Raw genomic sequence first — 25,443 nt, 5'->3', positions numbered from 1 at the left:
TTATGCTATTTTTGCCTCCATTATGAGCAATTACCGTGCAAACTGTAAAGGCCTAACGAGCAAATATAAAAATTGTTTCAACGCCGTCACAATTTAATAAATTTTAGATTAGAACGTTTTGATGAAATCACAGGAAATACGTAACCAATTCTTAGAATTTTTTAAGTCGAAATCTCACCAAATAGTGCCCTCGGCACCTATGGTGATAAAAGACGATCCCACGCTTATGTTTACCAATGCAGGGATGAACCAGTTTAAAGAATACTTTCTCGGCAATACGCTGCCAAAATATACCCGGGTTACCGATACCCAAAAATGCCTTCGCGTAAGCGGAAAACACAACGATCTGGAAGAGGTGGGGATGGATACCTACCACCATACCATGTTTGAAATGCTTGGTAACTGGAGTTTTGGAGATTATTTTAAGGAGGAAGCTATTAACTGGGCCTGGGAACTGCTTACAGAAGTTTTTAAAATCAAGAAGGAAAACTTATATATTTCAGTTTTTGAAGGTAGCGAAGAAGATGGCCTGGGGCTTGATACTGAAGCCCTGGAAATATGGAAGAAAATAGTGCCTGAAGACCGTATTATCTACGGAGATAAAAAAGATAATTTCTGGGAAATGGGAGACCAGGGGCCTTGCGGACCTTGTTCTGAAATTCATATCGATATCCGTTCAGAAGCCGATAAGACAAAACAACCCGGTCGCGAACTGGTGAATGAAGATCATCCCCAGGTTGTGGAGATCTGGAACCTGGTTTTTATGCAATACAACCGCAAAGCCGATGGTTCCCTGGAAGAACTTCCGGCAAAACATATAGACACCGGAATGGGTTTTGAGCGTCTCTCCATGGTGTTGCAGGGCAAACAATCTAATTACGACACCGATGTCTTTACCCCGCTCATTAGCGAGTTAGAAAAGATTACTAATACCACTTACGGCCAGACTGAAAAAGCCGATATTGCTATTAGAGTGATTGCCGACCACGTTCGGGCAGTTGCTTTTTCCATTGCCGATGGCCAGTTGCCATCGAACACCGGCGCTGGTTACGTAATACGCCGAATCTTGAGAAGAGCAATTCGTTACGGATTCACCTTTCTCGATACCAAAGAACCATTTATTTATAAACTGGTTTCTACTTTAAGCAGCCAAATGGGAGAGGCATTTCCTGAGCTTGTTTCTCAAAAGAAACTTATCGAAAATGTGATAAGAGAAGAAGAGCAGTCTTTTCTTCGTACTCTTGATCAGGGGTTGGTTCGCCTGGAAAATATCATTGCTGAAACCAAAGGCAAAAAAGTTTCGGGAAAGAAGGCCTTTGAATTATACGATACCTTTGGTTTTCCTATAGATCTTACCGCACTTATTTTAAGGGAACGCGGTTTTGACCTGGATGAAAATAAATTTGAAGCTGAACTCAGGAAGCAAAAAGACCGCTCCCGTGCAGCAACGCAAATTACCGCAGGCGACTGGCAGGAGATTAATCCTGTAGCCGACGAGGCTTTTATCGGTTATGATGCGCTTGAAGCAGATGTGAAAATTGCCAGATACCGCAAGGTAGAAACAAAGAAACAGGGCGAGGTCTATCAGCTGGTGCTAACACAAACGCCATTCTACCCCGAAGGTGGGGGGCAGGTAGGAGATAAAGGCTTTCTGGAAGAAGCAGACGGAAATAGGATTCCCATCTTCGACACCAAAAAAGAAAACAACCTTATTGTTCATTTTACTAAAAAGCTGCCTGATAATCCGGAAGGAGATTTAATGGCGGTGGTGAATAAAACCCAGCGGGAGGCAACTGCTGCCAATCATTCGGCTACTCATCTCCTGCACCAGGCGCTTCGTAATGTATTGGGTGCTCACGTGGAGCAGAAAGGATCGCTGGTGAAAAGTGATTATTTGCGTTTTGATTTTTCCCATTTCAGTAAATTAAGTAAGGAAGAACTGGAGCAGGTAGAAGAATTTGTAAATAAAAGAATTGCCGAAAGGATCGCATTGAATGAGCAACGCAATATTGCTTTCCAGGAAGCGCTGGATCAGGGGGCTATTGCCCTTTTTGGGGAAAAATACGGTGAATCTGTAAGGGCTATCCACTTTGGGGAATCGGTGGAACTTTGCGGGGGAACTCACGTGAAAAATACCGGTGATATCTGGTATTTCAAGATCACTTCTGAAGCTGCCGTGGCCAGTGGGATAAGAAGAATAGAAGCGATAACAGGTGATGCTGTACGCGAATATTTTGCTGAACAAACCCAGGTGCTGGAAGAAATTAAGGATGAATTGAAAAATGCAAAAGATCCGGTGAAGGCGGTAAGTAATTTGCAGGAAGAGAATTCGGCCTTGAAGAAACAGGTGGAAGCCTTGCTGAAAGATAAAGCCAAAAACCTTAAAACCGAATTAAAAGCTGAAATAGAAGAAATCAATGGAATTAATTTCCTTGCCAAAATGGTAGATCTTGATGCTGGTGGTCTCAAAGACCTGGCTTTTCAGCTTGGGGACGAGAAGGATAATCTATTCCTGTTATTTGGTACAGAGCAGAATGGGAAAGCTCTTTTAAGCTGTTATATTTCGAAAGATCTGGTAAATGAAAAAGGTCTTAATGCAGGGCAGATCGTGAGAGAACTTGGTAAATATATCCAGGGCGGAGGAGGTGGCCAGCCGTTTTTTGCCACCGCAGGAGGTAAAAATCCCGCCGGACTTAATGAAGCACTTCAGCAGTCGAAATCTTATATAAAATAAGCTCCTCCCCGGCTTATTTTATAATCCGGAAAGTTGTTTAAATTTAAAAAATATGGAATTCAGGACCCGAATCCCGATTAAGGAAGAACAGCCAAAGATCGATTACGATTCCAGGCTCTTGCTTTTGGGTTCCTGTTTTGTTGAAAATATAGGAGCCAGGCTGGAGTATTTCAAAATTCGGAAACTACAAAATCCTTTTGGGATCTTGTTTCATCCACAGGCTATCGAAACTTTCCTTGAGCGCGTGGTCCTGGGTTATCATTATTCCGAAGAAGACGTTTTCTTTTATAACGAGCGCTGGCACTGTTTCGAGGCACATTCCAGCCTGAGCCACCCTGATAGGGAAGGAATCCTTGATACTTTAAATCAAAAGCTTGAGCAAACCCGGGATTTTGTGAAGCAAATGAGTCACGTGGTGATCACCCTGGGAACTGCCTGGAATTATACGAATCTTGATACCGGGCTTTCGGTGGCCAATTGTCATAAGCTTCCCCAAAAGAACTTTGAGAAGAAATTATCTTCTATAGCAAGTCTTAATCAAAACCTGGAAAAGATTTCAAAGCATATTGGACAGCTGAATTCTGAAGCAGAGCTAATCTTTACTATCTCTCCCATCAGGCACCTCAGGGATGGTTTTGTGGAGAACCAGTTAAGTAAATCTAACCTTATTAGTGCCCTGCATTCTGCAGAAAAAGGAACTTATTTTCCATCCTACGAGATTATGATGGATGAGCTTAGGGATTACCGCTTTTATGCTGAAGATATGTTGCACCCATCTCCGGTTGCAATAGATTATATCTGGAAAAGGTTTACTGAAACCTGGTTTTCTGAGGAGGCTATGATTACACTAGCTGAGGTGGACAATATACAAAAAGGTCTTGCCCATCGGCCTTTCAATCCGGAATCTGAAGCCCACAGAAATTTTCTAAAAAAACTGAGGCTTCTCAAAGAAAACCTCCTGAAAAAACATCCTTACTTAAAATTTTAATATTTTCTTTACTTTATACAAGCTTTAAATTCATCTTAAAATATTCTGTGTATAATTTTATTTTGTATTTTTATATAGAATTTTAGCTTTCAGAGTTTTAAGCTGGTTTCCGGTTTAAGTTTTGATAATTAAATTTCGTTTTCTAAAATTTGTTGGGGTAGATTTTAGAAGTTTTAACTTATGGACGGGTGGGGCCGTCCATAAGTATTTTATATAGTCGCCTAAACTTTCAATTTTGTGCAATCCTGCGAAAACAACCCCTTTTCTTCTAATTAAGGCTTTATGAGAAATTTTCTTATCGGTGCTGTGGTAGTACTTCTTATCGTATTTGGAATTAGATATTTTGAAAATCGTGATAATGAGCGGGACCGGCTCGAAGCCGATACCAGCCTGCTTCAGGAACAAATAAAGAACGTTGGGAAATTGGTGGTGACCGAAGGGACTTTCTCCCAGGTTTATTCTTATAAAGATTCCCGTAAATTCTATCTCGATATCTTTTCAGCCCAAAAAAAGGCTTTGATTGTGGTTAATGCCAAAGCTACGGTTGCCTACGATCTAAGCAAACTTGATGTTGAAATTGATGAAGAAAATAAAGTTGTTCGGATTTTGCATATTCCTGAGGAGGAGGTCACGATAAACCCGGAGATAAAATATTATGATGTTACCCAGGATTACCTGAACCAGTTTAGAGCCGAAGACCATAATAAGATTAGAAGCCGTATTGAAGCCTCCATAAGGAAAAAAGTAGATAGGTCAAGCTTAAAATCTAATGCGCAAAATCGACTGATCAGTGAGCTTCAAAAGATATATATTCTTACCAGCACGATGGGCTGGACCCTGGAATACAGGGACCAGCGCTTTTCAAAATCTGAAGATCTGGAGGAATTAAAATTCTAAACTATCCTGCAGTAATTTTATCGTCGATAAGTTCTAAACCTCCATCGATAAGATGACTTATATCCGGCCGTCTAATTTTAACCTTTTCCAGGTTCTGTAAGGCTTCTTTGGCTAGATCTTCATCTTTACCCGCAGTGAGCTCATATATTTCTAAACTAAGCAGCCAGTCGTTTGGATGGTGTTTAACCAAAAGATCGAGCACGGCCTGTAAAGAGAATTTTGCGTTTTTTCCTTCTCTTATGTTTCTAACAGAAGCATAGAGTTCTTCCAGTTCCTGGCGTTCAGGGGTTTTTTTGCTTTTAATGGTAGTGCTCGAGGGTTTGTGAGTAATGAGATCAAAGGACTTCGCATCGGCCGGGCCGGCAAAGGCCGAGATCACTTCTTTTCCCACCGCCATATCGTATTTTCCCCATTCGGGCTTAAAGAGGACTTCCTCACCATAAGTCACACTGCATTTTTTAAAGCTTATCAGGATTATTTTTCCTTGCAGATTCCGGGTGCCGGTAATGATTTCTCCCGAAACTTTTATTCCGCCTTCAAATTCAAGTTCTATTTTCTCTCCTTCGTAAATATCATAGGCCCGAAGATCTCTTGGGCTCATATCCTCGATAGCCAGGTTGATGCCTTTGAGGCTTCCTATCGGGGAGCCAAAACCATCGGGGTGAGTGCTCGTCCCGTGGCCAACCAATTCTTTCTCCCGGTGAGAGAGCGCGGTTTTTCCAGAGGTTTGTATATAAACAGGTCTACCTTCAAATTCAATAACCCGTGAAAAATCCCCGGAAATTTGAAGTCCCGTACTGAACTCGACAGTACCTAAGTTTTTCGATTCAATCAATTTCTGTATTCCTGAGAGGCCACCACGTCTAAGTGCCATTTTATTGGCAAACTCTTCCAGCACCGAGCTTAAATGTGCAAAATCAGGAGTGACGTAGAGCTGTGGCTGTGGTTTGGTGATATCGAAGTCCTGTTTACTGGCTTCGATAGTATATGGAATCTTTTTTACCTTATCGGTCATACACCAGGTGCTTTCGCCTATGGAAGATAGCAAGCCAGCCCCGTAGATCCTGGGGTTTTCAGGGCTGCCTATCAGGCCATACTCCACGGTCCACCAATGTAGGTTTCTTATCTGGGCCATTTCACTGGGTTTGCCCATGTTATTCTGAAGCTCATCCACTTTCTTCTCAGCTGCCTCAATTTCTTCCTGGGGGGTATCTTCGGCTTCTTTTATGATAGAAAGATGTCTTATTGCCTCATACATCTCATAATCTTTTGCGCTGGAAATAGCCTTGCAACCAATCTCTCCAAAGCGTCTTAAATACTCTGCGTATTCAGGGTTGGCAATAATAGGGGCGTGACCGGCACCTTCGTGAATAATATCGGGGGCGGGAGTGTATTCTATATGCTCCAGCTGGCGGATATCACTGGCGATTACCAATACATTATACGCCTGAAATTCCATAAATGCCGCTGGCGGAATAAAACCGTCTACCGCTACAGCCGCCCAGCCTATTTCCTGTAAAATGCGGTTCATCCCATACATATTGGGAATGCTGTCTATTGAAATTCCCGTTTGCCGAAGGCCCTGCAGGTAAGATTCGTGGGCCACCTTGCTCAGGTAGTCTACATTTTTTCGCATCACATAGCGCCATACAGCCTGATTTATTGGGGTGTAATCCTCGTAATTTTGTGGTTTTATGTACTGCTGAAGATGGGCAGGAAGCCTGTCCAGTATTTCATTGGATTCAATTTGATCTAACATAATCGCAAGGCTTTATTTTGATCTAAATATAAAGAATTATGCCTGAAATTAAGAATAAGTCAATGAAAACCCCTGTAAATTAAAAATGCCCCTTTAGTTGGGGCATTTATGACAATTTTTCTAGGGCTATTGGTCTGAGCCGGGAGGATATTTCTCCAGGATCTCCTGAACTATTTCATTGATCCTTTCCTGTTTTTTATTTACTTCACGGGCAAGGGCGGCGGTGCCCATTCCCTGCCAAACCAGTTCTTTCTCTTCAGCATCAATAAAGTCGATGTATAGGGTACCTTCGCTGGTGCGGTTCACAGTATTATAACCCGAACCCCAGTACCAGGGATGCCATCCCCAGCCATATCCCCAGCCCATCATATTGTTCTGGTAAATATTGATGTTCTCGTTGGTTTTGGTGAAGATGCTTACCAGCATATCGGGATTATCAGACTTGGTAAATCCTTTTGCCTGCATTTCCGATTCAATAGCTCTTAGAATTCGCTTTTTGTCCAGGTCTGAAATTTCAGCTTTATCAATTCCGGGCTTGAAAAATGCGTAGGTTTGGTAAGAATTGAAATCGGCTTCACGATCGTAATCTGAAGCAACCCTTACGCTGCTACAGGAGGTAAGAAAAACTGTAAGGAGCAGGATAACCGGAGTAATTTTTAAGAATCTCATAGGTGTAGTTTTTAAGTTTAGTCTAATAAGCGGGGATCTACCATATTCGGGATGCTGAGTTGTAAACGGGGCTCCATTTCCATAGCGCGTTTTGCCGTAAAAACCGCGCCCTCATTTCTGGCCCAGCTTCGTCGTGCAATTCCGTTATTTACATCCCAGAAAAGCATAGATTTTAAGCGCTCTTCGGACTCATTATTACCCTCAAGAATCATACCAAATCCACCGTTTATAACCTCGCCCCAGCCAACACCACCACCGTTATGGATGCTTACCCAGGTGGCTCCTCTAAAGCTGTCTCCAATAACATTTTGAATAGCCATATCGGCTGTGAATTGGGAGCCGTCATAGATATTAGAGGTTTCCCGGTAGGGGGAATCGGTTCCTGAAACATCGTGATGATCCCGTCCTAATATCACTGGTCCTATCTCTCCCCGGCTTATGGCATCGTTAAAGGCTTTGGCGATTTTTATTCTTCCTTCAGCATCAGCATAGAGAATCCTGGCCTGGGAACCCACTACCAGTTTATTTTCCCTTGCTCCTTTAATCCATTTAATATTGTCGGCCATTTGTTGCTGAATTTCTGCCGGGGAATTCTCTTTCAGTTCCTCCAGCACTTTTGCGGCTATGGCATCGGTTTTTCTCAAATCCTCATCCTTGCCGCTGGCACACACCCAACGAAAAGGACCAAATCCAAAATCGAAACACATTGGCCCCATGATATCCTGTACATAACTGGGATATTTAAAATCTCTACCGTTTTCTGCAAAAATATCGGCCCCTGCACGACCTGCTTCCAACAAAAATGCGTTTCCGTAGTCGAAAAAGTAGGTGCCTTTTGCAGTGTGGGAGTTGATGGCCTTCACCTGCCTGCGCAGACTATCCTGGACCTTCTTCTTGAACTCCTCCGGCTTTTCCGCCATCATTTTATTGGATTCTTCCAGGCTAAGACCCACAGGATAATAACCTCCAGCCCAGGGGTTGTGTAAAGAAGTTTGATCGCTGCCTAAATCAATATAAATTTTTTCCCTGTCGAAATGCTCCCATACCTCCACGATATTCCCCTGGTAGGCGATAGAAACCACCTCATTATCTTCTTTTGCCTGCTTTACCCTTCTACTCAGTTCCTGGAGATCATCGATAACTTCATCTACCCATCCCTGACTGTGGCGGGTTTGTGTAGCTTTAGGGTTTATTTCTGCACAAACGGTTATACATCCGGCTATGTTTCCGGCTTTAGGTTGTGCTCCACTCATCCCTCCAAGTCCGGAGGTAACGAATAGTTTCCCTTCCAGACCTTCTCCTGATTTAGCTATTTTTCTTCCGGCATTCAAGACCGTTATGGTGGTACCGTGCACTATTCCCTGCGGCCCGATATACATATAGCTTCCCGCAGTCATTTGTCCGTATTGGGTTACGCCCAGGGCGTTAAATTTCTCCCAGTCATCAGGTTTGGAATAGTTGGGAATCATCATACCATTGGTAACTACCACCCTTGGCGCTTTTTTATGCGAAGGGAATAAGCCCATGGGATGCCCGCTATACATCACCAGGGTTTGCTCATCATCCATTTGAGCCAGGTACTGCATAGTAAGCAGGTATTGGGCCCAATTCTGGAAAACAGCCCCGTTTCCGCCGTAGGTAATCAGTTCGTCGGGATGCTGCGCTACTTTTGGATCCAGGTTGTTTTGAATCATTAGCATGATTCCCCGGGCCTGAGGGGTTTTACCAGGATATTCCTGTATAGAACGGGCGTAAATTTTATATTCTGGCTTAAACCGATACATATAAATGCGCCCGTATTTTTCTAACTCCTCCTTGAATTCAGCTAATAGTTCTTTATGATGCCTGGGTTCAAAATACCGGAGGGCATTTTTTAAGGCCAGTTTTTTTTCTTCCTCTGAAAGTATCTCCTTACGATTTGGCGCATGGTTCACTTTGTCATTATAGGGCTTTTTCGCCGGTAAGTTTTCTGGTATTCCTTGTAATATTTGCTCTTTGAAACTCAGTTTTGTCATTTTTGGGAATTGGTTTTTTTATTGTATCCGTAAGGACAGTGACGACAACCACTTTCACAACAATAACCTCTTTTTAAGTGATATTGCTCGGTAAAGCAGCGGTAACCTTCGGGGGTGAGATAGTAGTCCCCTTCCTCTAATGGGATTCTTTTCTTTAAAAAACTCATAGCACAAAAATACAATTTCTTATCTTGAATGCGTGATATTGATCGTCAACAAATATTTGCTTGGCAAACAGTTTAAAGGTGTGAGCATCTGGCCTTTTGTGATCCTTAAAAACAGGGAGCTCAAAGATGATTACTATTTTATAAATCACGAAAAGATCCACCTTAGACAACAAATCGAGCTTTTTATACTGCCATTTTATATCTGGTATTTTATGGAATATCTTTTCAGACTTGTTCAGTACAGGGATACTTTTTTGTCCTATAAAAATATAAGTTTTGAGCGGGAAGCTTATACACAGGAGATGAAAGAGGACTATCTTTCTGAACGTAAATTCTGGGCTTTTTTACAGTTTTTATAGTCCTTCTGATAATGATTTTGAGATATTTGCAAAATGCCGGCAGCCTTAAATTTTGAGATAGATATTTCTTCTGAAAATCAGTTTATCACTGATTTCCCCAATAATATTTCCCTTTTTATAAAAAGGGAAGACCAGCTGCATCCTGAAGTTTCAGGGAATAAGTTCAGAAAGATAAAATATAATCTGCAGGAGGCACTTCGGCAAAGGAAAGAGACAATTCTCACCTTTGGGGGAGCTTATTCCAATCATATTACGGCCACAGCGGCGGTTGGAAAAATTTCCGGAATAAAAACCATTGGGGTGATTCGGGGTGAGGAACTGGGGGAAGATTTACCTAAAACTCTGGAAGGAAACCCCAGCCTAAAATTTGCTTATTCCTGCGGAATGCAGCTTCATTTCATTTCCCGTCAACAATACCGTGAAAAAACTACCGATGCTTTTCAACAGAAATTAAGGGATAAATTTGGTGACTTTTATATGCTGCCGGAAGGAGGTACCAATGAGCTTGCCGTAAAAGGTTGTAAGGAAATTCTTGGTCCCGGCGACGAAGAATTCGACTATATCTGCTGCGCGGTTGGAACCGGAGGAACAATTTCCGGAATAATCAAAGCCTCGGGTAAAGATCAGCGTATTTTGGGATTTCCGGCATTAAAAGGTGATTTCCTTTCTGAAGAAATACGTAAGTACACCTACAAAAACAACTGGGAACTAATACTAAATTATCATTTTGGCGGTTATGCTAAGGTGAATTCGGAATTGATAAATTTTATTAATAAATTCAAAAAAAAATATCAAATTCCACTTGATCCCATATATACGGGAAAATTAGTTTTTGGTATTTTTGACCAGATAAAAAAAGGGGAATTCCCTGCCGGGTCTAAGATCCTGGCCATACATACGGGCGGACTCCAGGGAATAGCCGGTGTTAGTAAAGCCTTAAGTAAAAAGAATCTGCCCTTAATCAACTAAGAAGATGAGGATAAAGTACATACTTTTATTGATTTTTGCCGCAGTTTTTGTGGTGTCCTGCGGGAGTAAGAAGAAGGTGGTTACCAAAAAGAAAAATGATTCGGGACCACATATAGAACTGCCGGAAACCCGCGACAATACTCACCGGGAATTAAGCAATCAGAAAATTGAAATTCTGGAACCTTCGGCCCGGCGCTATAGCGTAGAAGATTATATCAAAGATTTCTCTGGTATCGCCCAGGAAGAAATGCGTTTATATAATATTCCTGCCAGTATTACTCTTGCCCAGGGGATTCTGGAATCTGGAGCGGGCCAGGGCGATCTCTCCCGCCGTGCCAATAATCATTTTGGAATAAAATGTCACGACTGGGATGGCCCCAGGGTCTATCACGACGATGATGCCCGCGGGGAATGTTTTAGAAAATATAAGGATGCCAGGTATTCCTATCGGGATCACTCGCTGTTCCTCACCGAAAGAGCTCGTTATGCCAGCCTTTTTGATTTAAGTACCGATGATTATAAAGCCTGGGCCCGGGGGCTTAGAAAAGCCGGATATGCTACCGACAGAAAATATCCTGAAAAACTTATTGGTATTATTGAGCGCTACGAGCTTTACCGTTACGATGCCGATGTTCTAAAAAGACCTTCCCCCAGCTATACACATAACCCCGAACCTTCAGAATTAACCTACCGTGTTGAAAAGGGGGACACCCTTTACGGGATCGCAAAACGATACAATATTTCAGTAGAAGATCTGCAGCGCTATAACGACCTTAAAGATGCGAACTTAGCCGTAGGCCAGATCTTATATATTATTTCACCATCAGAATATTAAGAATATGATTTATAAAAGAAGCAGCGAACTCTTTGCCGCCGCCCAAAAAGTAATTCCCGGTGGGGTTAACTCTCCTGTACGCGCTTTTAAAGCGGTTGGGGGGGACCCAATTTTCGTCAAGAAAGCCGAAGGGGCTTATCTCTATGATGAAGACGGGAATAAACTTATAGATTACATCAATTCCTGGGGGCCACTTATTTTGGGTCATGCCCATAAGCCGGTGGTTGATGCCGTGGTTGAGAAAGCGAAAAGCGGAACCTCTTTTGGTACGCCAACAGAAATTGAAACTAAAATTGCTGAACTGGCGGTGAAGATGGTTCCCAATATCGATAAGATAAGGTTTGTGAATTCGGGTACCGAAGCTACGATGAGTGCAGTGCGTCTTGCCCGTGGCTTCACAGGCAAGGAAAAGATTATCAAATTTGCCGGGTGCTACCATGGCCACAGCGATTCCTTTCTTATCCAGGCGGGAAGTGGTGCAGTTACCTTCGGAACTCCAAATAGCCCCGGAGTAACCCAGGGTACAGCGAAAGACACCCTACTTGCCAGATATAATGACCTGGAAAACGTAAAGGAAGTGATCGAAGCAAATAAAGATGAAATTTCCTGCCTTATCATTGAGCCCGTTCCCGGAAATATGGGATGTATTCCACCCAGAGAGGGCTTCCTCGAAGGATTGAGGGAATTATGTGATGCCAATGATATCTTGTTAATTTTCGATGAAGTGATGAGCGGTTTCAGACTTGCACCCGGTGGGGTGCAGGAACGGCTTCGGGTTAAAGCCGATATCCTCTGCTTTGGAAAAGTGATTGGCGGGGGCTTGCCAGTTGGCGCCTTCGCAGCCCGGAATGAAATTATGGATTACCTGGCTCCAGTGGGCCCTGTATACCAGGCAGGAACTCTAAGCGGAAATCCACTTGCTATGGCTGCGGGCCTTGCAATGCTTACCGAGCTCGACCAAAACAGGGAGATTTTTCAAAGTATTGATGAGAAAACACAATACCTTCATCAAGGTATTGAAAAGGTGCTGAAGGCCAACGATGTGCCTCATACGATTAACCGGGTGGGTTCTATGATCTCGGTACATTTTGGAGATGAGCCTGTCTTCGATTTTGAATCGGCGGCTAAAGCGGCCTCCAACGGAATCTTTAATAAATTCTTCCACGGCCTTTTGGAAAACGGGATATATATTGCCCCCAGTGCTTTTGAAACCTGGTTTATAAGTGAAGCTTTGTCTTATGAAGATCTTGATAGAACCATTGAGGCGGTGAATAAAGTTTCGGGAAACTTATGGTAAAAAAGAGAGGTTTTTGACCTATTCATAAAAATGCCCCCAAGAAGTGCTTAACTATTTGGGGGAATTCTGTTTCCGGTCTTTATTTATTTATCTGTTCATCTCTAATAATTCTTCTACGTAATCCCTGGAATTCGAAAGTCTGGGGATTTTATGCTGTCCACCCAGTTTATCGTTTTTCTTAAGCCAGTCGTAAAAAAGTTTTTCACGGGCCTGGTGGATTTTTGGCATATTCAGGGTCATATTGTTGTAACGCTTGGCCTCATAATCACTGTTTACACTTTGCAGGGCCTTATCCAATTCAGTCTTAAATCGCTCGAAATCCCGGGGCTCATTTTTAAACTCAATTATCCATTCGTGAGCACCTTTCTCCCTGCCTTCCATAAAGATAGGGGCCACGGTATAATCTACGATCTCGCAATTGGTGACTAAGGAAACTTTTTTTAAGGCTTCTTCAGCATTTTCGATAATGAGTTCTTCCCCAAAGACATTGATGTGATGTTTAGTTCTCCCTGAAACCTTTATCCTGTATGGATTGGTTGAAGTAAAACGTACGGTATCTCCAATCTTATAACGCCAGAGCCCGGCATTGGTAGTGATTACCACGGCATAATTTTTCCCTGTCTCTACTTCAGAAAGGGGGATTACTTTTTCACTCTTGCTTCCGTAAGTGTCCATCGTAATAAATTCGTAGAAAATCCCGTAATCCAGCATTAAGAGGAGCTCTTTAGAATCATTTCTATCCTGGCAGGCAAAAAATCCTTCCGAAGCATTATAGATCTCATAGTATCTAAAATCTTCCCTGGGCAGAATCTTGTTGTATTGCGGTCCATAAGGTTCAAAACTAACCCCTCCATGGAAATATACCTCCAGGTTAGGCCACACCTCAAAAAGGTTCTCCTTCCCGGTTGCCTCCAGCACATTGTTGAGTAAGACCAGCATCCAGCTGGGTACGCCGGCAAGGCTGGTGACTTTTTCTTTTTTAGTTTCGTTCACTATGGCAGGCATCTTAACCTCCCAATCGTGCAAGAGGGAGACATCATTACTGGGGGTGCTGCTGTATTCTGCCCAAAAGGGCATATTGTCAATTAATATCGCTGAAAGATCGCCGTAGGAGGTGCCGTTACTTTTGTAGATTTTCTTGCTGCCTCCCAACCGCAGACTTTTTCCCGTGAATAGCTGAGACTGCGGATTATTATTGAGGTAGATGCAAAGCAGGTCCTTCCCCGCATTATAATGGCAGAGCTCCAGAGAATCTTCACTTACCGGAATGAACTTGCTTTTGGCATTAGTGGTACCGCTGGACTTGGCAAACCATTTAATAGGGGTAGGCCAGAAGATATTATTTTCTCCCTGGCGGCTGCGCTCTATGCAATCCTGGTAATCTTCATATTGCTGAATAGGCAGCCTGCTTGCAAAATCGGCGTAGCTTTTTATGCTGCTGAAATCATATTTCTTACCAAATTCGGTGTTTTTTGCCTTGTTAATCAGGTTTTTAAGGAGTTCCTCCTGTACCTCGTTAGGATATTTTATGAATAACTCCATCTGATGGATGCGCTTCTTTAGAAACCAGGAAGCAACGGAGTTTACTAATGGGATTGGCATTATTCTTTATATCTTTATACGCTGAACAAAGCATCAGCGGGGGTTGGCCGGTTAAAATTAGTCTAAACTGAGAAGCTTGCAAATCAACTTCGGTTAAAAATACAGAAAAATATATGAGATACGAAGGTGTGCTTACAAAAATGAGAACCGAAATTACCGATAAGGTACAGTATTACCTTATTTTTGAAGATGATTTCATCAATATGAATCAGCTTTTGGGGAAGCGCTTAAGTATTAATTTTCTTAGGTACCAGTGCCTTAACTGTGGCTTGCAGAAGAAGATCTTCCGACAGGGCTATTGTTACGATTGTTTTAATTCTATTCCCCAGGCAGGCGACTGGGTAATTAGTCCCGAGCTTAGTAAAGCTCATCTCGATGAAGAAGACCGCGATCTGGAATTCGAAAAGCGAGCGCAATTACAGCCCCACGTGGTTTATCTGGCAAATTCCAGCGATGTAAAAGTAGGGGTAACCCGTAGGTCTCAAATCCCTACACGGTGGATAGACCAGGGTGCTCACGAAGCTATTGAAATAGTGGAAGTTCCCAACCGCTACCTCGCCGGGATCACAGAGGTTGCTTTAAAAAGCCACGTTTCCGATAAAACCAACTGGCGTAAAATGCTTACTAATGATGTATTAGACCTGGACCTGGCGGAGATTCGTGAAAACCTGAAACAATATATCCCCGAAGAAGCCCGGGAATATTACCTGGCCAATAATAAAGAAACCGAGATAGAATTTCCGGTACTGGAATTTCCCAGAAAGGTAAAAACTCTTAACCTGGGGAAGACTCCATTCTATGAAGGCGTGCTAAAAGGCATCAAAGGCCAGTACCTGCTTTTTGAAGATGGCACCGTTTTTAACGTACGAGGTCATGAAGGCTTTGTGGTGGAGCTACAGGTGAAATAGCTTTTAAATAAAGAATAAAAACAAGCAGGCCGACATTGAAATGCCGGCCTGTCTTTATAACAAAATATTCAATACTAATTACTGCTCATTAGTAGTATCCTTTTTGGTCGTTCTTTTCCTTAGAATTCCTCCCAGAATGTCTCTTGCGGCTTCCTTCATTTGTTGTTCCTGGGTGGCTGTGGTGTCTCGGGTTTTTGGGGTTTGAGTCGGCCTTGCCGTGGTATCACTGGTGGCAGTGGTGTCGGTTTTTTGTTGCTGTCCGGTTCTGCCGCTTATTACATCTCTTATTGCCTGTTCGCCACGTTGTCTTAGATTCTCCTTTTGCTTCTCTACTATACGTTGGGTCAACTGACTAACAGCCTGTTCCATATTGATATTGATTTGAGGATTCTGGAATGTACCCTTTAGGCCGATTGGCAGAGCAACCACCATCTCACTAAGTTCCTCGCCGCTTAAACTGCTTAGACTTCGGCTTATTTGATTGCCAAGTAGGCGGGCAGGAATATCCAGATTGAGATTGTAATTCATGCTCATATCAAAGCCATGGCTTCCATCAACCCTAACATTTATCCCTTTAATATCAAAATCGAAAGGCTGTATCTCTACCATTCCATCCTTAAAGGTAAGATAGGTTTTTAATTTGCTCAGGTCGATATTGTCCAAATCTATGAATTCCAGTTGCTGGTCCAGTCTGGAAAGCAGCGGTAATTTCGCAGGGTCAACATCGGCGGTTAGTATTTCAGCCAGGGCATTTCCGGCAATTGTTTGTAATTGCGGAGTAAGATCGTCATAAAGACTACCTTTCAGTTTCAAATTGGTTTGCAACTTGCCTTCCAAAGCCTGGGCTACCGGAGCCAGGGCCTGTAAGGTTTCAAGGCTGGCAAAGGATTCAGCAATATTCAAGGCGTTTAGGTCCAGATCCATCTCAAAGGTTGAGGTCGTGCCTTTAGTGGAGACATTCCCATTTAGCCCAATGCTTCCGTCGAAAATTTCCGTGGAAATATTCTGTAGAGTAGCCGTTTCATTTCTTAAAATGATATTTCCCTTAGCATTTTTCAGCTCTAGATCGTCATAGATAAGGGTACCTATGTTAAAGGCAAGTTCGGTATCCAGAAAAGATGGAATCTTCACCGCTTCCCGGCCAGTCTGGACCTTTTGGGTCTTTTTCGCTGAGGTTTCAGGATCTTCGGTTTGCACCTCCTGGGTTTCCGCAACTACAAAATCGTTTATCGCAAAAGTATTTGAGTTTACCCTGAAATTACCTTTCAGGTTCTGCTCGGTAAAGAGAAAGCCCATTAAATTCTGGATTTCCCCCGAGGCCGTGAGGTCGGTGCGGCCAGTGGTGAGTTTAAGTTCAGGAACATTTACATTACCCTGGTTAAAGCTCATATTGGCATTGGCTATCTTCACTTCGTTGGGAATTTCAGGGGATTTATAACTGAAGTTTTTGATGCTGGCCGTACCCTGGCTATTCACATTCTGATATTGTTCTTTTTCAATGGAATTCATATCGAATTGCGTGGTCAGGTCGGCGGTGAGAATTCCGTTAAGGTCCTGTTCCAGCTCGAGCGGATAAGCCTGCTCCAGGCTGGCAAGATTAATCGTTCCTTTCAGCGCCATATCTACCAGCATATTGCCCATCAGGTTTTTTATGCTTCCATTCGTGCTGAACCTGTCCTGGTCAATTCTAAAAGTTACATCATCAAAAGTTAGGTAGGTGTCATTTACAAGCCCTGACTCATTTAAAATCTTCAGGTCAATATTGATATCGTCTACGCTTTTCGGAAGATCAGGGTATTTAAATCTCGCGTTGCTGGATTGGGCCCTGATGTCTATTTTCGGAATATAGGTCTCATCTACAATCCCGTGTATCCTTCCGTTTACCACGAAATCTCCTGAAGTTTCTACATCTTCAATATTCTTTGCATAGGTTTCAGGAATTACCGCCAGGAAGTTTTTAAAGTCTGAAGAAGGCGTCTGGAAACTAATATCCATTTCGTTGTTGTCTTCGTTTACCTGCACCCAGCCTTCAAAGTTAAGTGGTAGCTGATTCACGGTTGCTTGATTTTCCAGGAAGGTATAACGCATATTTTCCAGATCCATTTGTATCACCGCATCCAGGGCAAGCTTGTTTCTGTTTAAATAATTCACCCCGTCATAATCCAGTGAAACAAGAGCATCAGATTTTGTGTCCAGTTCGCTTTCCGCAAGAGAAAAATCTCCCGTGCCTTCGTGATTCAGGTCTTCTATGTCCAACAGCAGGTTTTGTCCCTCATCCCAATATTTAATTCTGCTGTCGTTAAGCTCGTAGTGTTTCAGATCAAAACTGAAACCGGCAGTTGAATCTGCAGTACTGGTGGTATCTTCAATGGCGATATCATAGTTGTTATTGCCCAGAGAATCTACCAGGATATTGATATAAGCCTTATTAAGCTTGAGCTGGTCGAGGCGTTTGGCTTCTTCACTGCCTTTAAATAACTCGTTAATAGACATTTCCAAAAGCAATTCCTCCCCAAGGGCCAGGGTGTCGCCTTCAAAAGGTTCGTTGTTGATTACGCTAATATCTTTGATCACTACGGTAGCCTGTGGAAAACTTCGTAGCAAGCTAAGATTGATGTCGGTGAATTCCACGCGGGCATCCACGTTTTGGTTGATGGTCTTTTTTACGTAATCTTTGATCTGCGCCTCAAATATAAAAGGGGCTGCAATAAGAATTACGAGGATTACCAAAATGACTATCCCGATTATTTTGAATACTTTTTTCATATTAGATGAATATTTATCAAAACTAAAATTCCAATTCTTTAAATTCTTCTCCCCACTTCATCCCAAAGCGTCTTCTCAGTAAATAAACCGATGCATAGAGCAACGGGGTGTCCAGCAGGGCTACAATCACCTTAAAAAGAAAACCGCTAAGGAGCAGGGCGCCAAAGAGTTCCCATTCGATCTTTCCAAAGCTGCTAAGCAAAAACAAGACCGAAAACGTATCTACAAACTGAGACAGAAAGGTCGAAAAGTTATTCCGTAGCCATAAATGCCGGCCTTTGGTTAGTCGCTTCCAGAAATGAAAGATACTAATGTCTATATACTGTGCCAGCAGGTAGGCGATCATAGACGCAAGAACAGCAATAGCGGTAGCTCCAAAAACCCTGGTGAAAAGAGCGTCGCCAATAGGTGACCACTCGGTGGCTGGTACTGCATCTGCCACATAGATTAATAGTAAGGAAAAGAACGAAGCGAAAATTCCGGTGGTCACCACCTGGTTAGCCCTTTTCTTACCGTACACCTCACTAATGATATCGGTGATGAGGAAGGTAAGGGGATAAGGCAGAATTCCCACAGATATCTCAAAGGTGTACAACCCGAAAAAATCCCAGGAAAAAAATTTCTGGAAGATCAGGTTGGAAACCACCAGGGATGAGATAAACAAGCCCGCCAAAATCAAATAAATACGCTGTGCCGCAAGCCTGTCTTTCGGGTAAAGTTCTGTCAAATTTTTTTGTTAAGTCTTCTAACAAATTTAAGGGTATGTGGTTTTGTTTTGCTTAATTTGCTGTGAAATTTACTGCTAAACCCTTATTAAAATTTTCTTAATTCAGTTTGAAACCCCCTAAGTTAGTATATATAGCGCTGGGAAGCAATCTTGGCGACCGTTTTGGCCTGCTTCAACAGGCCGTCAACAGCATCTACGAAGAGATTGGTGATATACACCAAATCTCTAAAATTTACCGCACTCCTGCCTGGGGTTTTAAAGGAGACGACTTTCTTAATGCCTGTATCGCTGTATCCACGCGTTTTTCGGCAAAAAAAGTGCTTAAGAAGCTGTTGAAGATTGAAACCCAGGCAGGCAGATTGCGTAGCGATTCCAAAGACTACCAGAATCGCAGTTTAGACCTGGATATCCTGATGATGGAAGAGGAGATTATCAATACTGAAGATCTTATCCTGCCGCATCCGCATATGCATAAGCGGTGTTTTGTTTTGCAGCCTCTGGCCGATATCGCCAGCAAGGAGATCCATCCCGTGCTGAATATTTCTATTGAAAAAATGCTGAAGCAGCTTAATGATGCTGATGAAGTTACGCCTATCGAGGAGAAACTGATGATTCCGAACAGGAAATTCCGATTTACCGACTGTAACTATATCGCTGTTGAAGGAAATATCGGGGCGGGAAAGACCAGTTTTTCCACGATGGTTTCCCAGGATTTTAATGCCAAGCTCATCCTGGAACGCTTTAAGGACAATCCTTTCCTGCCAAAATTCTACGAGAATAAAGAGCGTTATGCTTTTCCTCTGGAGATGTCTTTTCTGGCCGATCGCTATCAGCAACTGGCCGATGACCTTGCTCAATATGATCTTTTCAAGGATTTTGTGATTTCAGATTATGACGTTTTCAAGTCGCTGATCTTCGCTAAGATCACCTTGCACGAAGATGAATACTCTCTCTACCACAAGTTGTTTCACCTTATGTACAAAGAATTGGTGAAACCCGATCTTTACATTTACCTCTACCAGAATACTGATCGCCTCCTGGAAAATATCAAAAATCGAGGTAGGGACTACGAGCAGAATATCCAACCCGATTACCTGGTGGAGATCAACAAATCTTATTTGAGTTTTATAAAATCACAAACCAAGCTAAAAGTTCAGATCATCGATATCTCAGAGAAAGATTTTGTGAATAAGCGCAAAGATTATCTAGATCTTCTGAGTGAGATAGAAGTAGGAACTTAAGAAAAACCTTCTTATTTTACGGCTTTAATTTTGGAGAATAGATCCCAAAGCACCACACCTACGCTAACGGCTATATTTAAGGAATGCTTACTGCCCAGCTGCGGAATTTCAATAATCCCATCGCTTGCCGAAACTACTTTTTGTTGCACCCCTTTTACCTCATTGCCGAAGACCACTGCCAGTTTTTTTCCTTTTTCCGGTTTAAAATCATCCAGCATCACTGCGCCCTCAGCCTGTTCTATGGCGAATACTTTTACGCCTTCCTGCTGAAGTTGGGTCACGATATCCAAAACATCTTCAGCATATTGCCAGCTTACAGTATCGGTGGCGCCCAATGCTGTCTTCTGAATGTCTTTATGAGGAGGCTGGGCCGTGATTCCGCAGAGGTAGATCTTTTCGATCAGGAAGGCATCTGAAGTTCTAAAAACCGACCCCACATTGTTTAAGCTCCTGATGTTGTCCAGGATCACGATTATAGGAGTCTTGCTGGCTTCTTTGAATTCCTCTAGCGTTTTACGGTCCAGTTCGCTGTTCTTTAATTTCCGGTTTTGCATAGGGTCAAAATTAGGGATTTTAGAAGCAACGAGGAAAGCCTTTTATACAAGCCCGGATAATTTTAAGAGCTTTAGGAAAAATGTCTTATTTTAGAAAACTACTAACTTACTAAAATTCACTTTTCTAATGAGTAAACAAAGAGATCGCAAGGTATTATCCTTCCTGGGAGGCATAATTATACTATTTCTAATCTTCGCTTTTGTAAATCGTGACGAAATTAAAAAAGGTTATGAAGCAGGTAAGGATAGATACTGCGAAAACAGGTGTGATTAAACTCCTCGGACTAATTTTTCTATCATAGCCTCTACTTTTTAACGCTGACTTGAGCGGCTTACTACCTGTGGATAAATTTTCCACAAGAATTTTCATTTTTTTTAAAGTCGCAGCCAGAATGTTTATTTTAGCAGCTATCTAAACCTCAAAGTTGTGTCAGCAAAAAAATCGCCTAAAGTAACCCCTTTAATGAAGCAGTACAACGCTATTAAGGCGAAGTATCCCGATGCTTTGTTGCTTTTTAGGGTAGGCGATTTTTATGAGACTTTTGGGGAAGATGCGGTGAAAACCGCCCGAATTCTAAATATTGTATGTACCAATCGTAACAACGGCAGTGAACGTACCGAACTGGCCGGGTTTCCGCATCATTCCCTGAATACTTATTTGCCAAAACTGGTGAAGGCCGGGGAACGGGTAGCGATCTGCGATCAGTTGGAAGACCCGAAAATGACCAAGACCATTGTAAAACGCGGCGTTACAGAACTTGTTACGCCCGGGGTTGCCATGAGCGATGAGGTATTGCAAAGTAAATCGAATAATTTTCTTTGTGCGGTACACTTCGGAAAAAAGATCCTCGGGGTTTCCTTCCTCGATGTTTCTACCGGCGAATTCCTGACCGCTCAGGGCAATCCTGAATATATAGACAAGTTATTACAGAATTTCAGCCCCAGTGAGGTTTTGATTCAGAAGAAATTCAAGAAGGATTTTGCAGCTTCCTTTGGGCATGATTTTCACTGTTTTTATCTCGATGACTGGGTTTTTAAATCTGATTTTGCTTACGAAACCTTAAACGGGCATTTTAACACCAAGTCTCTTAAAGGCTTTGGGGTAGAGCACCTGGAAGAAGGAATTATTGCCTCTGGTGCCGTACTGCATTACCTGGACGAGACCCGCCACGATAAACTTCAGCATATAAATTCGGTTAACCGAATAGCTGAGGAGGAATATGTGTGGATGGACCGTTTTACCATAAGAAATCTCGAGCTTTATCACTCTACCGCAGCCAATGCCGTGACCTTGCTGGATGTGATCGATAAGACTATTTCCCCGATGGGAGGGAGGCTGCTGAAGCGCTGGCTGGCTCTTCCTCTGAAGAATACCGAGAAGATCAAACAACGACATCAGGTGGTGGAGTTTCTTCTGGAAAATCCGGAAGTTCTGGAGAAAATTCAACAGCATATAAAACAAATAAGTGACCTGGAGCGCCTTATCTCCAAGGTCGCAACCACCAAAGTAAGTCCGCGGGAAGTAAATCAGCTTAAACATTCATTAGATGCTGTGGTGCCTATAAAAGCCCTGGCTTTGGAATCGGAGAATGAAGCGATTAAGATTATCGGGGACCAGCTTCACGATTGTAATTTACTTCGGGAGAAAATAGGGCAGAGCCTTAATGAGGAGGCGCCCGTGAATATTCTAAAAGGAAATTGCATTAAAGAAGGTTTTTCAGAAGAACTGGATGAATTGCGGAAGATCGCTTTTTCGGGTAAGGATTACCTCGATAATATGGTGGAGCGGGAAACCCGCGCTACTGGAATTTCCTCTTTGAAAATCGGAAACAATAATGTGTATGGCTACTATATCGAGGTGCGCAATACGCATAAAGATAAGGTGCCCGAAGAGTGGATTCGAAAACAGACCCTGGTAAATGCGGAGCGTTATATCACGGAAGAGCTGAAGGAATATGAGGCTAAGATCCTTGGTGCTGAAGAAAAGATCCTGCATCTGGAACAAAAGCTTTTTGCACATTTGGTACAGTGGATGGGCGATTATATTCAGCCCGTGCAACAAAATGCGCAGCTTATCGCCCGATTGGACTGCCTGGCTTCTTTTGCGCTCCAGGCAGGGACCGAAAAATACTGTAAACCTGAGATTTTGGATGGTTATGAGCTGGAGATCAGCGAGGGCAGGCATCCCGTAATCGAAAAGCAACTTCCAATTGGCGAAAATTATGTAACCAACAACCTTCACCTGGATAGGGAAAACCAGCAGGTGATTATGATTACCGGGCCCAATATGAGTGGTAAGTCTGCTATTTTAAGGCAAACCGCCTTGATCGTACTTATGGCTCAAATGGGAAGTTTTGTACCGGCGAAAGCGGCTGAAATAGGATTGGTAGACAAGATCTTCACGCGGGTGGGGGCCAGTGATAATATCTCTATGGGCGAATCGACCTTTATGGTAGAGATGAACGAAACGGCCAGTATTCTTAATAATATTTCAGAGCGTAGCCTGGTGCTACTCGATGAGATTGGTAGAGGAACCAGTACCTATGATGGAATATCGATTGCCTGGGCCATTAGTGAATATCTTCATGAGCATCCTGCCAGGCCAAAAACCCTGTTTGCAACCCATTACCACGAGCTAAACGAGATGTGCGATACCTTTGAGCGCATCAAGAACTTCAATGTTTCGGTAAAAGAGTTGAAAGACAATGTGCTTTTTCTTCGGAAGTTGGTGCCGGGAGGCAGTGAACATAGCTTTGGGATACACGTGGCCAGGATGGCCGGGATGCCGCAGCAGGTGTTGCATCGGGCGAACAAGATCCTGGAAAAGCTGGAGAAATCCCATTCTATGGAAGACTCGGGTGAGATTCTGAAGAAATCGGCTGAAGACGAGCTGCAGCTGAGTTTCTTTAATCTTGACGATCCGCTGTTGGAGGAACTCAAGGAGGAACTGCTTCAAATAGATATAGATACGCTTACTCCTGTAGAGGCGCTGATGAAGCTAAATGAAATTAAACGAATGCTGGCCGGGAAGGCTAAAAAGGCCAGAACTTAAGTGCGGATGCATTGAAGCTTAAGCGCTTAGTTTTTTTGATTCAAAAACTCGATTCTTTTTTATTGAAAAGACTTTGACATTATAAGATTTATATTAAATTTGCATCCGCAATAGCAGTTGCGATCACGATTGAAATCGTGGTAGTTCTTTTAAAACGCGAAAATAGCTCAGTTGGTAGAGCGCCACCTTGCCAAGGTGGAGGTCGCGGGTTCGAATCCCGTTTTTCGCTCAGAAATATTGAAAATGAACCCCGGTTTATCGGGGTTTTGTTTTTCGCTCGGATGGTGGAATTGGTAGACACGTTGGACTTAAAATCCAATGACCAGCAACGGTCGTGCGGGTTCAAGTCCCGCTCCGAGTACTTAAAAAAAACCTGTAATTGCGTTGTTAATCAATGCGTTACGGGTTTTTTTATTTCTGGTTGCCAAACCATATTTTGATTTTATACAATTTCATTCGATAGATTTCCAGGCAGATTGGTTTTTATATAACTTAAAGGGAATATTCCGGGGCTTTTCTGCCAAAAGAACCTCCTTTCATTTTTGAAAAGACGGTTTAAAACCAAACATCACTATAGATCCCCGTCTTTACCAAAATGAATTTGGCATGGGCTGCGGTGGTGGTAGGAGAGTGTACTTTTGAAGAGATTCATTCCTTCGATGCCTGGAACCTAGATATGAAAATATAAGGATCAGAAAAATGTTAGCCTTTAATGGGAAAAGATATGGGTAATTTCAATTTTATACATTTGCTCTAATTAATTTCTATTCCAGCTTAACTTTTCTCTTATACTCTAATCCGAAAAACTCCGAAATAATGAAGCGAAATAAAAAAATATCAATGAAGGATATTTCGAAGGAATTGGGGATCTCCATTACTACGATTTCCTTCATTATTAATAAAAAAGCAGAAAATAGGATTAGTAAAGAGGTAATAAAAAAGGTTGAAGATTATATTGAGAAGGTTGGTTACAAACCTAATTCATCGGCTCAATCATTAAGAACTGGTAGATCCAAATCTATTGTATTCATGGTGGAGGATATCTCAGACCCTTTTTTCTCCGCCATTGCAAAAGAAATGGAAGAGATCGCTTTCAAAAATGGCTACAATATTATTTACTGCAGCACCGAAAACGATCGAGATAGAACTTTAGAACTTATTTCTCTTTTTAAAGACAGGCAAGTAGATGCATTTATAATAACCCCTCCTGAGAATTTTGAGAAAGACCTTAAAAATCTGATCTATGAAGAGCATCAAAATGTGATGGTTTTTGACAGATATTTTAAAAATTTCAAGCATAATTATGTAATCCTTGAGAATTTTGAGGGAGCTCAAAAAGCAGTGGCCGGATTTTATGAATCGGGAAGAAGAAATATTGCATTTGTGGGAATAGATTCACAATTATCCCCGTTGGTTGAAAGGCATGAAGGATATTTAGAAGCGATCAAAAATTTTGATTTACCTACGTATGAATTATTTTTAAAATTTAACGAGGTAAAAACCCCAGGGGGGATGAACGCCATTAGAAATTTTCTGAATGAAAATCCCAAGATAGATTCAATCCTTTTTGCCACTAATAATCTTGCAATTAATGGTTTACGGGTAATTCGTGAAAAACAAATTAAAATCCCTGAGGACCTGGCTATAATATCTTTTGACGAAAGAGATGTGTTTGAGCTTTATTCTCCACCTATAAGTGTAATCGCTCAACCAATTTCTGATTTAGCCAAAGAACTTATAAATGGAACTCTTGAAATTCTTGCTTCAAAAAAAGAAAGGAGGCATTTCTTTACAAAAGCTTTACCAGGAGAATTAATCGTAAGGGAATCCTTACATCAATTAAATAAAGAAAGCTCCAATCCTTAAGATTAGATAATTCTAATTTTTCAAACTTGTTAAATAAT

The 25,443-nt window shown here is 42.3% G+C and carries 20 protein-coding genes and 2 tRNA genes; 14 read left to right on the top strand and 8 right to left on the bottom strand.

Going from position 1 to position 25,443, the window contains the following annotated elements:
• The first annotated feature begins 121 nt into the window (after window positions 1-121).
• From alaS to BUW93_RS10990, 3 genes are all read left to right on the top strand, one after another.
• Window positions 122-2,734, top strand: a complete 2,613-nt coding sequence (gene alaS / locus BUW93_RS11000; protein WP_081211755.1) for an alanine--tRNA ligase — start codon at window positions 122-124, stop codon at window positions 2,732-2,734.
• Window positions 2,735-2,786: 52 nt separating this feature from the next.
• The gene (locus BUW93_RS10995) at window positions 2,787-3,722 is read left to right on the top strand and encodes a GSCFA domain-containing protein (RefSeq protein ID WP_081211754.1); all 936 of its coding nucleotides are present in this window, start codon (window positions 2,787-2,789) and stop codon (window positions 3,720-3,722) included.
• A 282-nt stretch (window positions 3,723-4,004) separates the two neighbouring features.
• A complete protein-coding gene (locus BUW93_RS10990) occupies window positions 4,005-4,619 on the top strand; it encodes a DUF4230 domain-containing protein (protein ID WP_081211753.1) in 615 nt (204 codons plus the stop codon).
• Window position 4,620: 1 nt separating this feature from the next.
• Here the strand turns inward: BUW93_RS10990 and BUW93_RS10985 are convergent, their stop codons facing one another.
• From BUW93_RS10985 to BUW93_RS14960, 4 genes are all read right to left on the bottom strand, one after another.
• A complete protein-coding gene (locus BUW93_RS10985; protein ID WP_081211752.1) occupies window positions 4,621-6,378 on the bottom strand; it encodes an aromatic amino acid hydroxylase in 1,758 nt (585 codons plus the stop codon).
• A gap of 126 nt (window positions 6,379-6,504) precedes the next feature.
• Window positions 6,505-7,047: a DUF4136 domain-containing protein gene (locus tag BUW93_RS10980; RefSeq protein ID WP_081211751.1), complete on the bottom strand. Its 543-nt coding sequence runs from the start codon at window positions 7,045-7,047 to the stop codon at window positions 6,505-6,507.
• A gap of 17 nt (window positions 7,048-7,064) precedes the next feature.
• Window positions 7,065-9,053 carry a urocanate hydratase gene (locus tag BUW93_RS10975; protein ID WP_081211878.1) on the bottom strand — a complete coding sequence of 663 codons (1,989 nt, stop codon included), beginning with the start codon at window positions 9,051-9,053 and terminating at the stop codon, window positions 7,065-7,067.
• Window positions 9,054-9,058: 5 nt separating this feature from the next.
• Window positions 9,059-9,229 carry a DUF5522 domain-containing protein gene (locus BUW93_RS14960; RefSeq protein ID WP_157893318.1) on the bottom strand — a complete coding sequence of 57 codons (171 nt, stop codon included), beginning with the start codon at window positions 9,227-9,229 and terminating at the stop codon, window positions 9,059-9,061.
• 80 nt (window positions 9,230-9,309) lie between these two features.
• Between BUW93_RS14960 and BUW93_RS10970 the strand changes: the two genes are divergently transcribed.
• Genes BUW93_RS10970 through hemL form a run of 4 tightly spaced genes read left to right on the top strand, consistent with a single transcriptional unit; the run spans window position 9,310 to window position 12,689 of the window.
• Entirely contained in the window at window positions 9,310-9,588 is a 279-nt protein-coding gene (locus tag BUW93_RS10970) for a hypothetical protein (protein WP_317042196.1), read from the top strand.
• A 33-nt stretch (window positions 9,589-9,621) separates the two neighbouring features.
• On the top strand, window positions 9,622-10,557 hold the full coding sequence (locus BUW93_RS10965; RefSeq protein WP_081211749.1) for a 1-aminocyclopropane-1-carboxylate deaminase/D-cysteine desulfhydrase: 936 nt from the start codon (window positions 9,622-9,624) through the stop codon (window positions 10,555-10,557).
• A gap of 4 nt (window positions 10,558-10,561) precedes the next feature.
• Window positions 10,562-11,392, top strand: coding sequence for a glucosaminidase domain-containing protein (locus BUW93_RS10960; RefSeq protein WP_081211748.1), 831 nt, complete (start codon window positions 10,562-10,564; stop codon window positions 11,390-11,392).
• A gap of 4 nt (window positions 11,393-11,396) precedes the next feature.
• Complete coding sequence (gene hemL / locus BUW93_RS10955) at window positions 11,397-12,689, top strand: glutamate-1-semialdehyde 2,1-aminomutase (protein ID WP_081211747.1); 1,293 nt, start codon at window positions 11,397-11,399, stop codon at window positions 12,687-12,689.
• Between the two features lie 87 nt (window positions 12,690-12,776).
• Here hemL and BUW93_RS10950 read toward each other — a convergent pair whose 3' ends face one another.
• On the bottom strand, window positions 12,777-14,291 hold the full coding sequence (locus tag BUW93_RS10950; protein WP_081211746.1) for a GH3 auxin-responsive promoter family protein: 1,515 nt from the start codon (window positions 14,289-14,291) through the stop codon (window positions 12,777-12,779).
• A 113-nt stretch (window positions 14,292-14,404) separates the two neighbouring features.
• Between BUW93_RS10950 and BUW93_RS10945 the strand changes: the two genes are divergently transcribed.
• Window positions 14,405-15,199 carry a DUF2797 domain-containing protein gene (locus tag BUW93_RS10945; protein WP_081211745.1) on the top strand — a complete coding sequence of 265 codons (795 nt, stop codon included), beginning with the start codon at window positions 14,405-14,407 and terminating at the stop codon, window positions 15,197-15,199.
• A 78-nt stretch (window positions 15,200-15,277) separates the two neighbouring features.
• On the opposite strand, the gene BUW93_RS10940 is transcribed toward BUW93_RS10945, so the two are convergent.
• Window positions 15,278-17,965 (bottom strand): AsmA-like C-terminal region-containing protein, encoded by a 2,688-nt coding sequence (locus BUW93_RS10940; protein ID WP_081211744.1) that lies wholly within the window; start codon window positions 17,963-17,965, stop codon window positions 15,278-15,280.
• 22 nt (window positions 17,966-17,987) lie between these two features.
• On the bottom strand, window positions 17,988-18,692 hold the full coding sequence (locus BUW93_RS10935) for a queuosine precursor transporter (protein ID WP_081211743.1): 705 nt from the start codon (window positions 18,690-18,692) through the stop codon (window positions 17,988-17,990).
• A gap of 107 nt (window positions 18,693-18,799) precedes the next feature.
• Here BUW93_RS10935 and folK point away from each other — a divergent pair, with 107 nt between their 5' ends.
• Window positions 18,800-19,933, top strand: a complete 1,134-nt coding sequence (gene folK / locus BUW93_RS10930) for a 2-amino-4-hydroxy-6-hydroxymethyldihydropteridine diphosphokinase (protein WP_081211742.1) — start codon at window positions 18,800-18,802, stop codon at window positions 19,931-19,933.
• 11 nt (window positions 19,934-19,944) lie between these two features.
• Here folK and BUW93_RS10925 read toward each other — a convergent pair whose 3' ends face one another.
• Window positions 19,945-20,487 (bottom strand): RNA methyltransferase, encoded by a 543-nt coding sequence (locus BUW93_RS10925; RefSeq protein ID WP_081211741.1) that lies wholly within the window; start codon window positions 20,485-20,487, stop codon window positions 19,945-19,947.
• A 127-nt stretch (window positions 20,488-20,614) separates the two neighbouring features.
• Between BUW93_RS10925 and BUW93_RS14955 the strand changes: the two genes are divergently transcribed.
• From BUW93_RS14955 to BUW93_RS10905, 5 genes are all read left to right on the top strand, one after another.
• A complete protein-coding gene (locus tag BUW93_RS14955) occupies window positions 20,615-20,761 on the top strand; it encodes a hypothetical protein (RefSeq protein WP_157893317.1) in 147 nt (48 codons plus the stop codon).
• 189 nt (window positions 20,762-20,950) lie between these two features.
• Complete coding sequence (gene mutS, locus BUW93_RS10920; RefSeq protein ID WP_081211877.1) at window positions 20,951-23,539, top strand: DNA mismatch repair protein MutS; 2,589 nt, start codon at window positions 20,951-20,953, stop codon at window positions 23,537-23,539.
• A gap of 156 nt (window positions 23,540-23,695) precedes the next feature.
• Window positions 23,696-23,768, top strand: a tRNA-Gly gene (locus BUW93_RS10915).
• A gap of 46 nt (window positions 23,769-23,814) precedes the next feature.
• Window positions 23,815-23,900 (top strand) — tRNA-Leu (locus tag BUW93_RS10910).
• 455 nt (window positions 23,901-24,355) lie between these two features.
• Complete coding sequence (locus BUW93_RS10905; RefSeq protein ID WP_081211740.1) at window positions 24,356-25,405, top strand: LacI family DNA-binding transcriptional regulator; 1,050 nt, start codon at window positions 24,356-24,358, stop codon at window positions 25,403-25,405.
• Window positions 25,406-25,443 lie beyond the last annotated feature (38 nt).

Source organism: Salegentibacter sediminis (assembly GCF_002078605.1).
GTDB lineage: Bacteria > Bacteroidota > Bacteroidia > Flavobacteriales > Flavobacteriaceae > Salegentibacter > Salegentibacter sediminis.
This window is presented reverse-complemented; position numbering and strand designations above follow the sequence as displayed.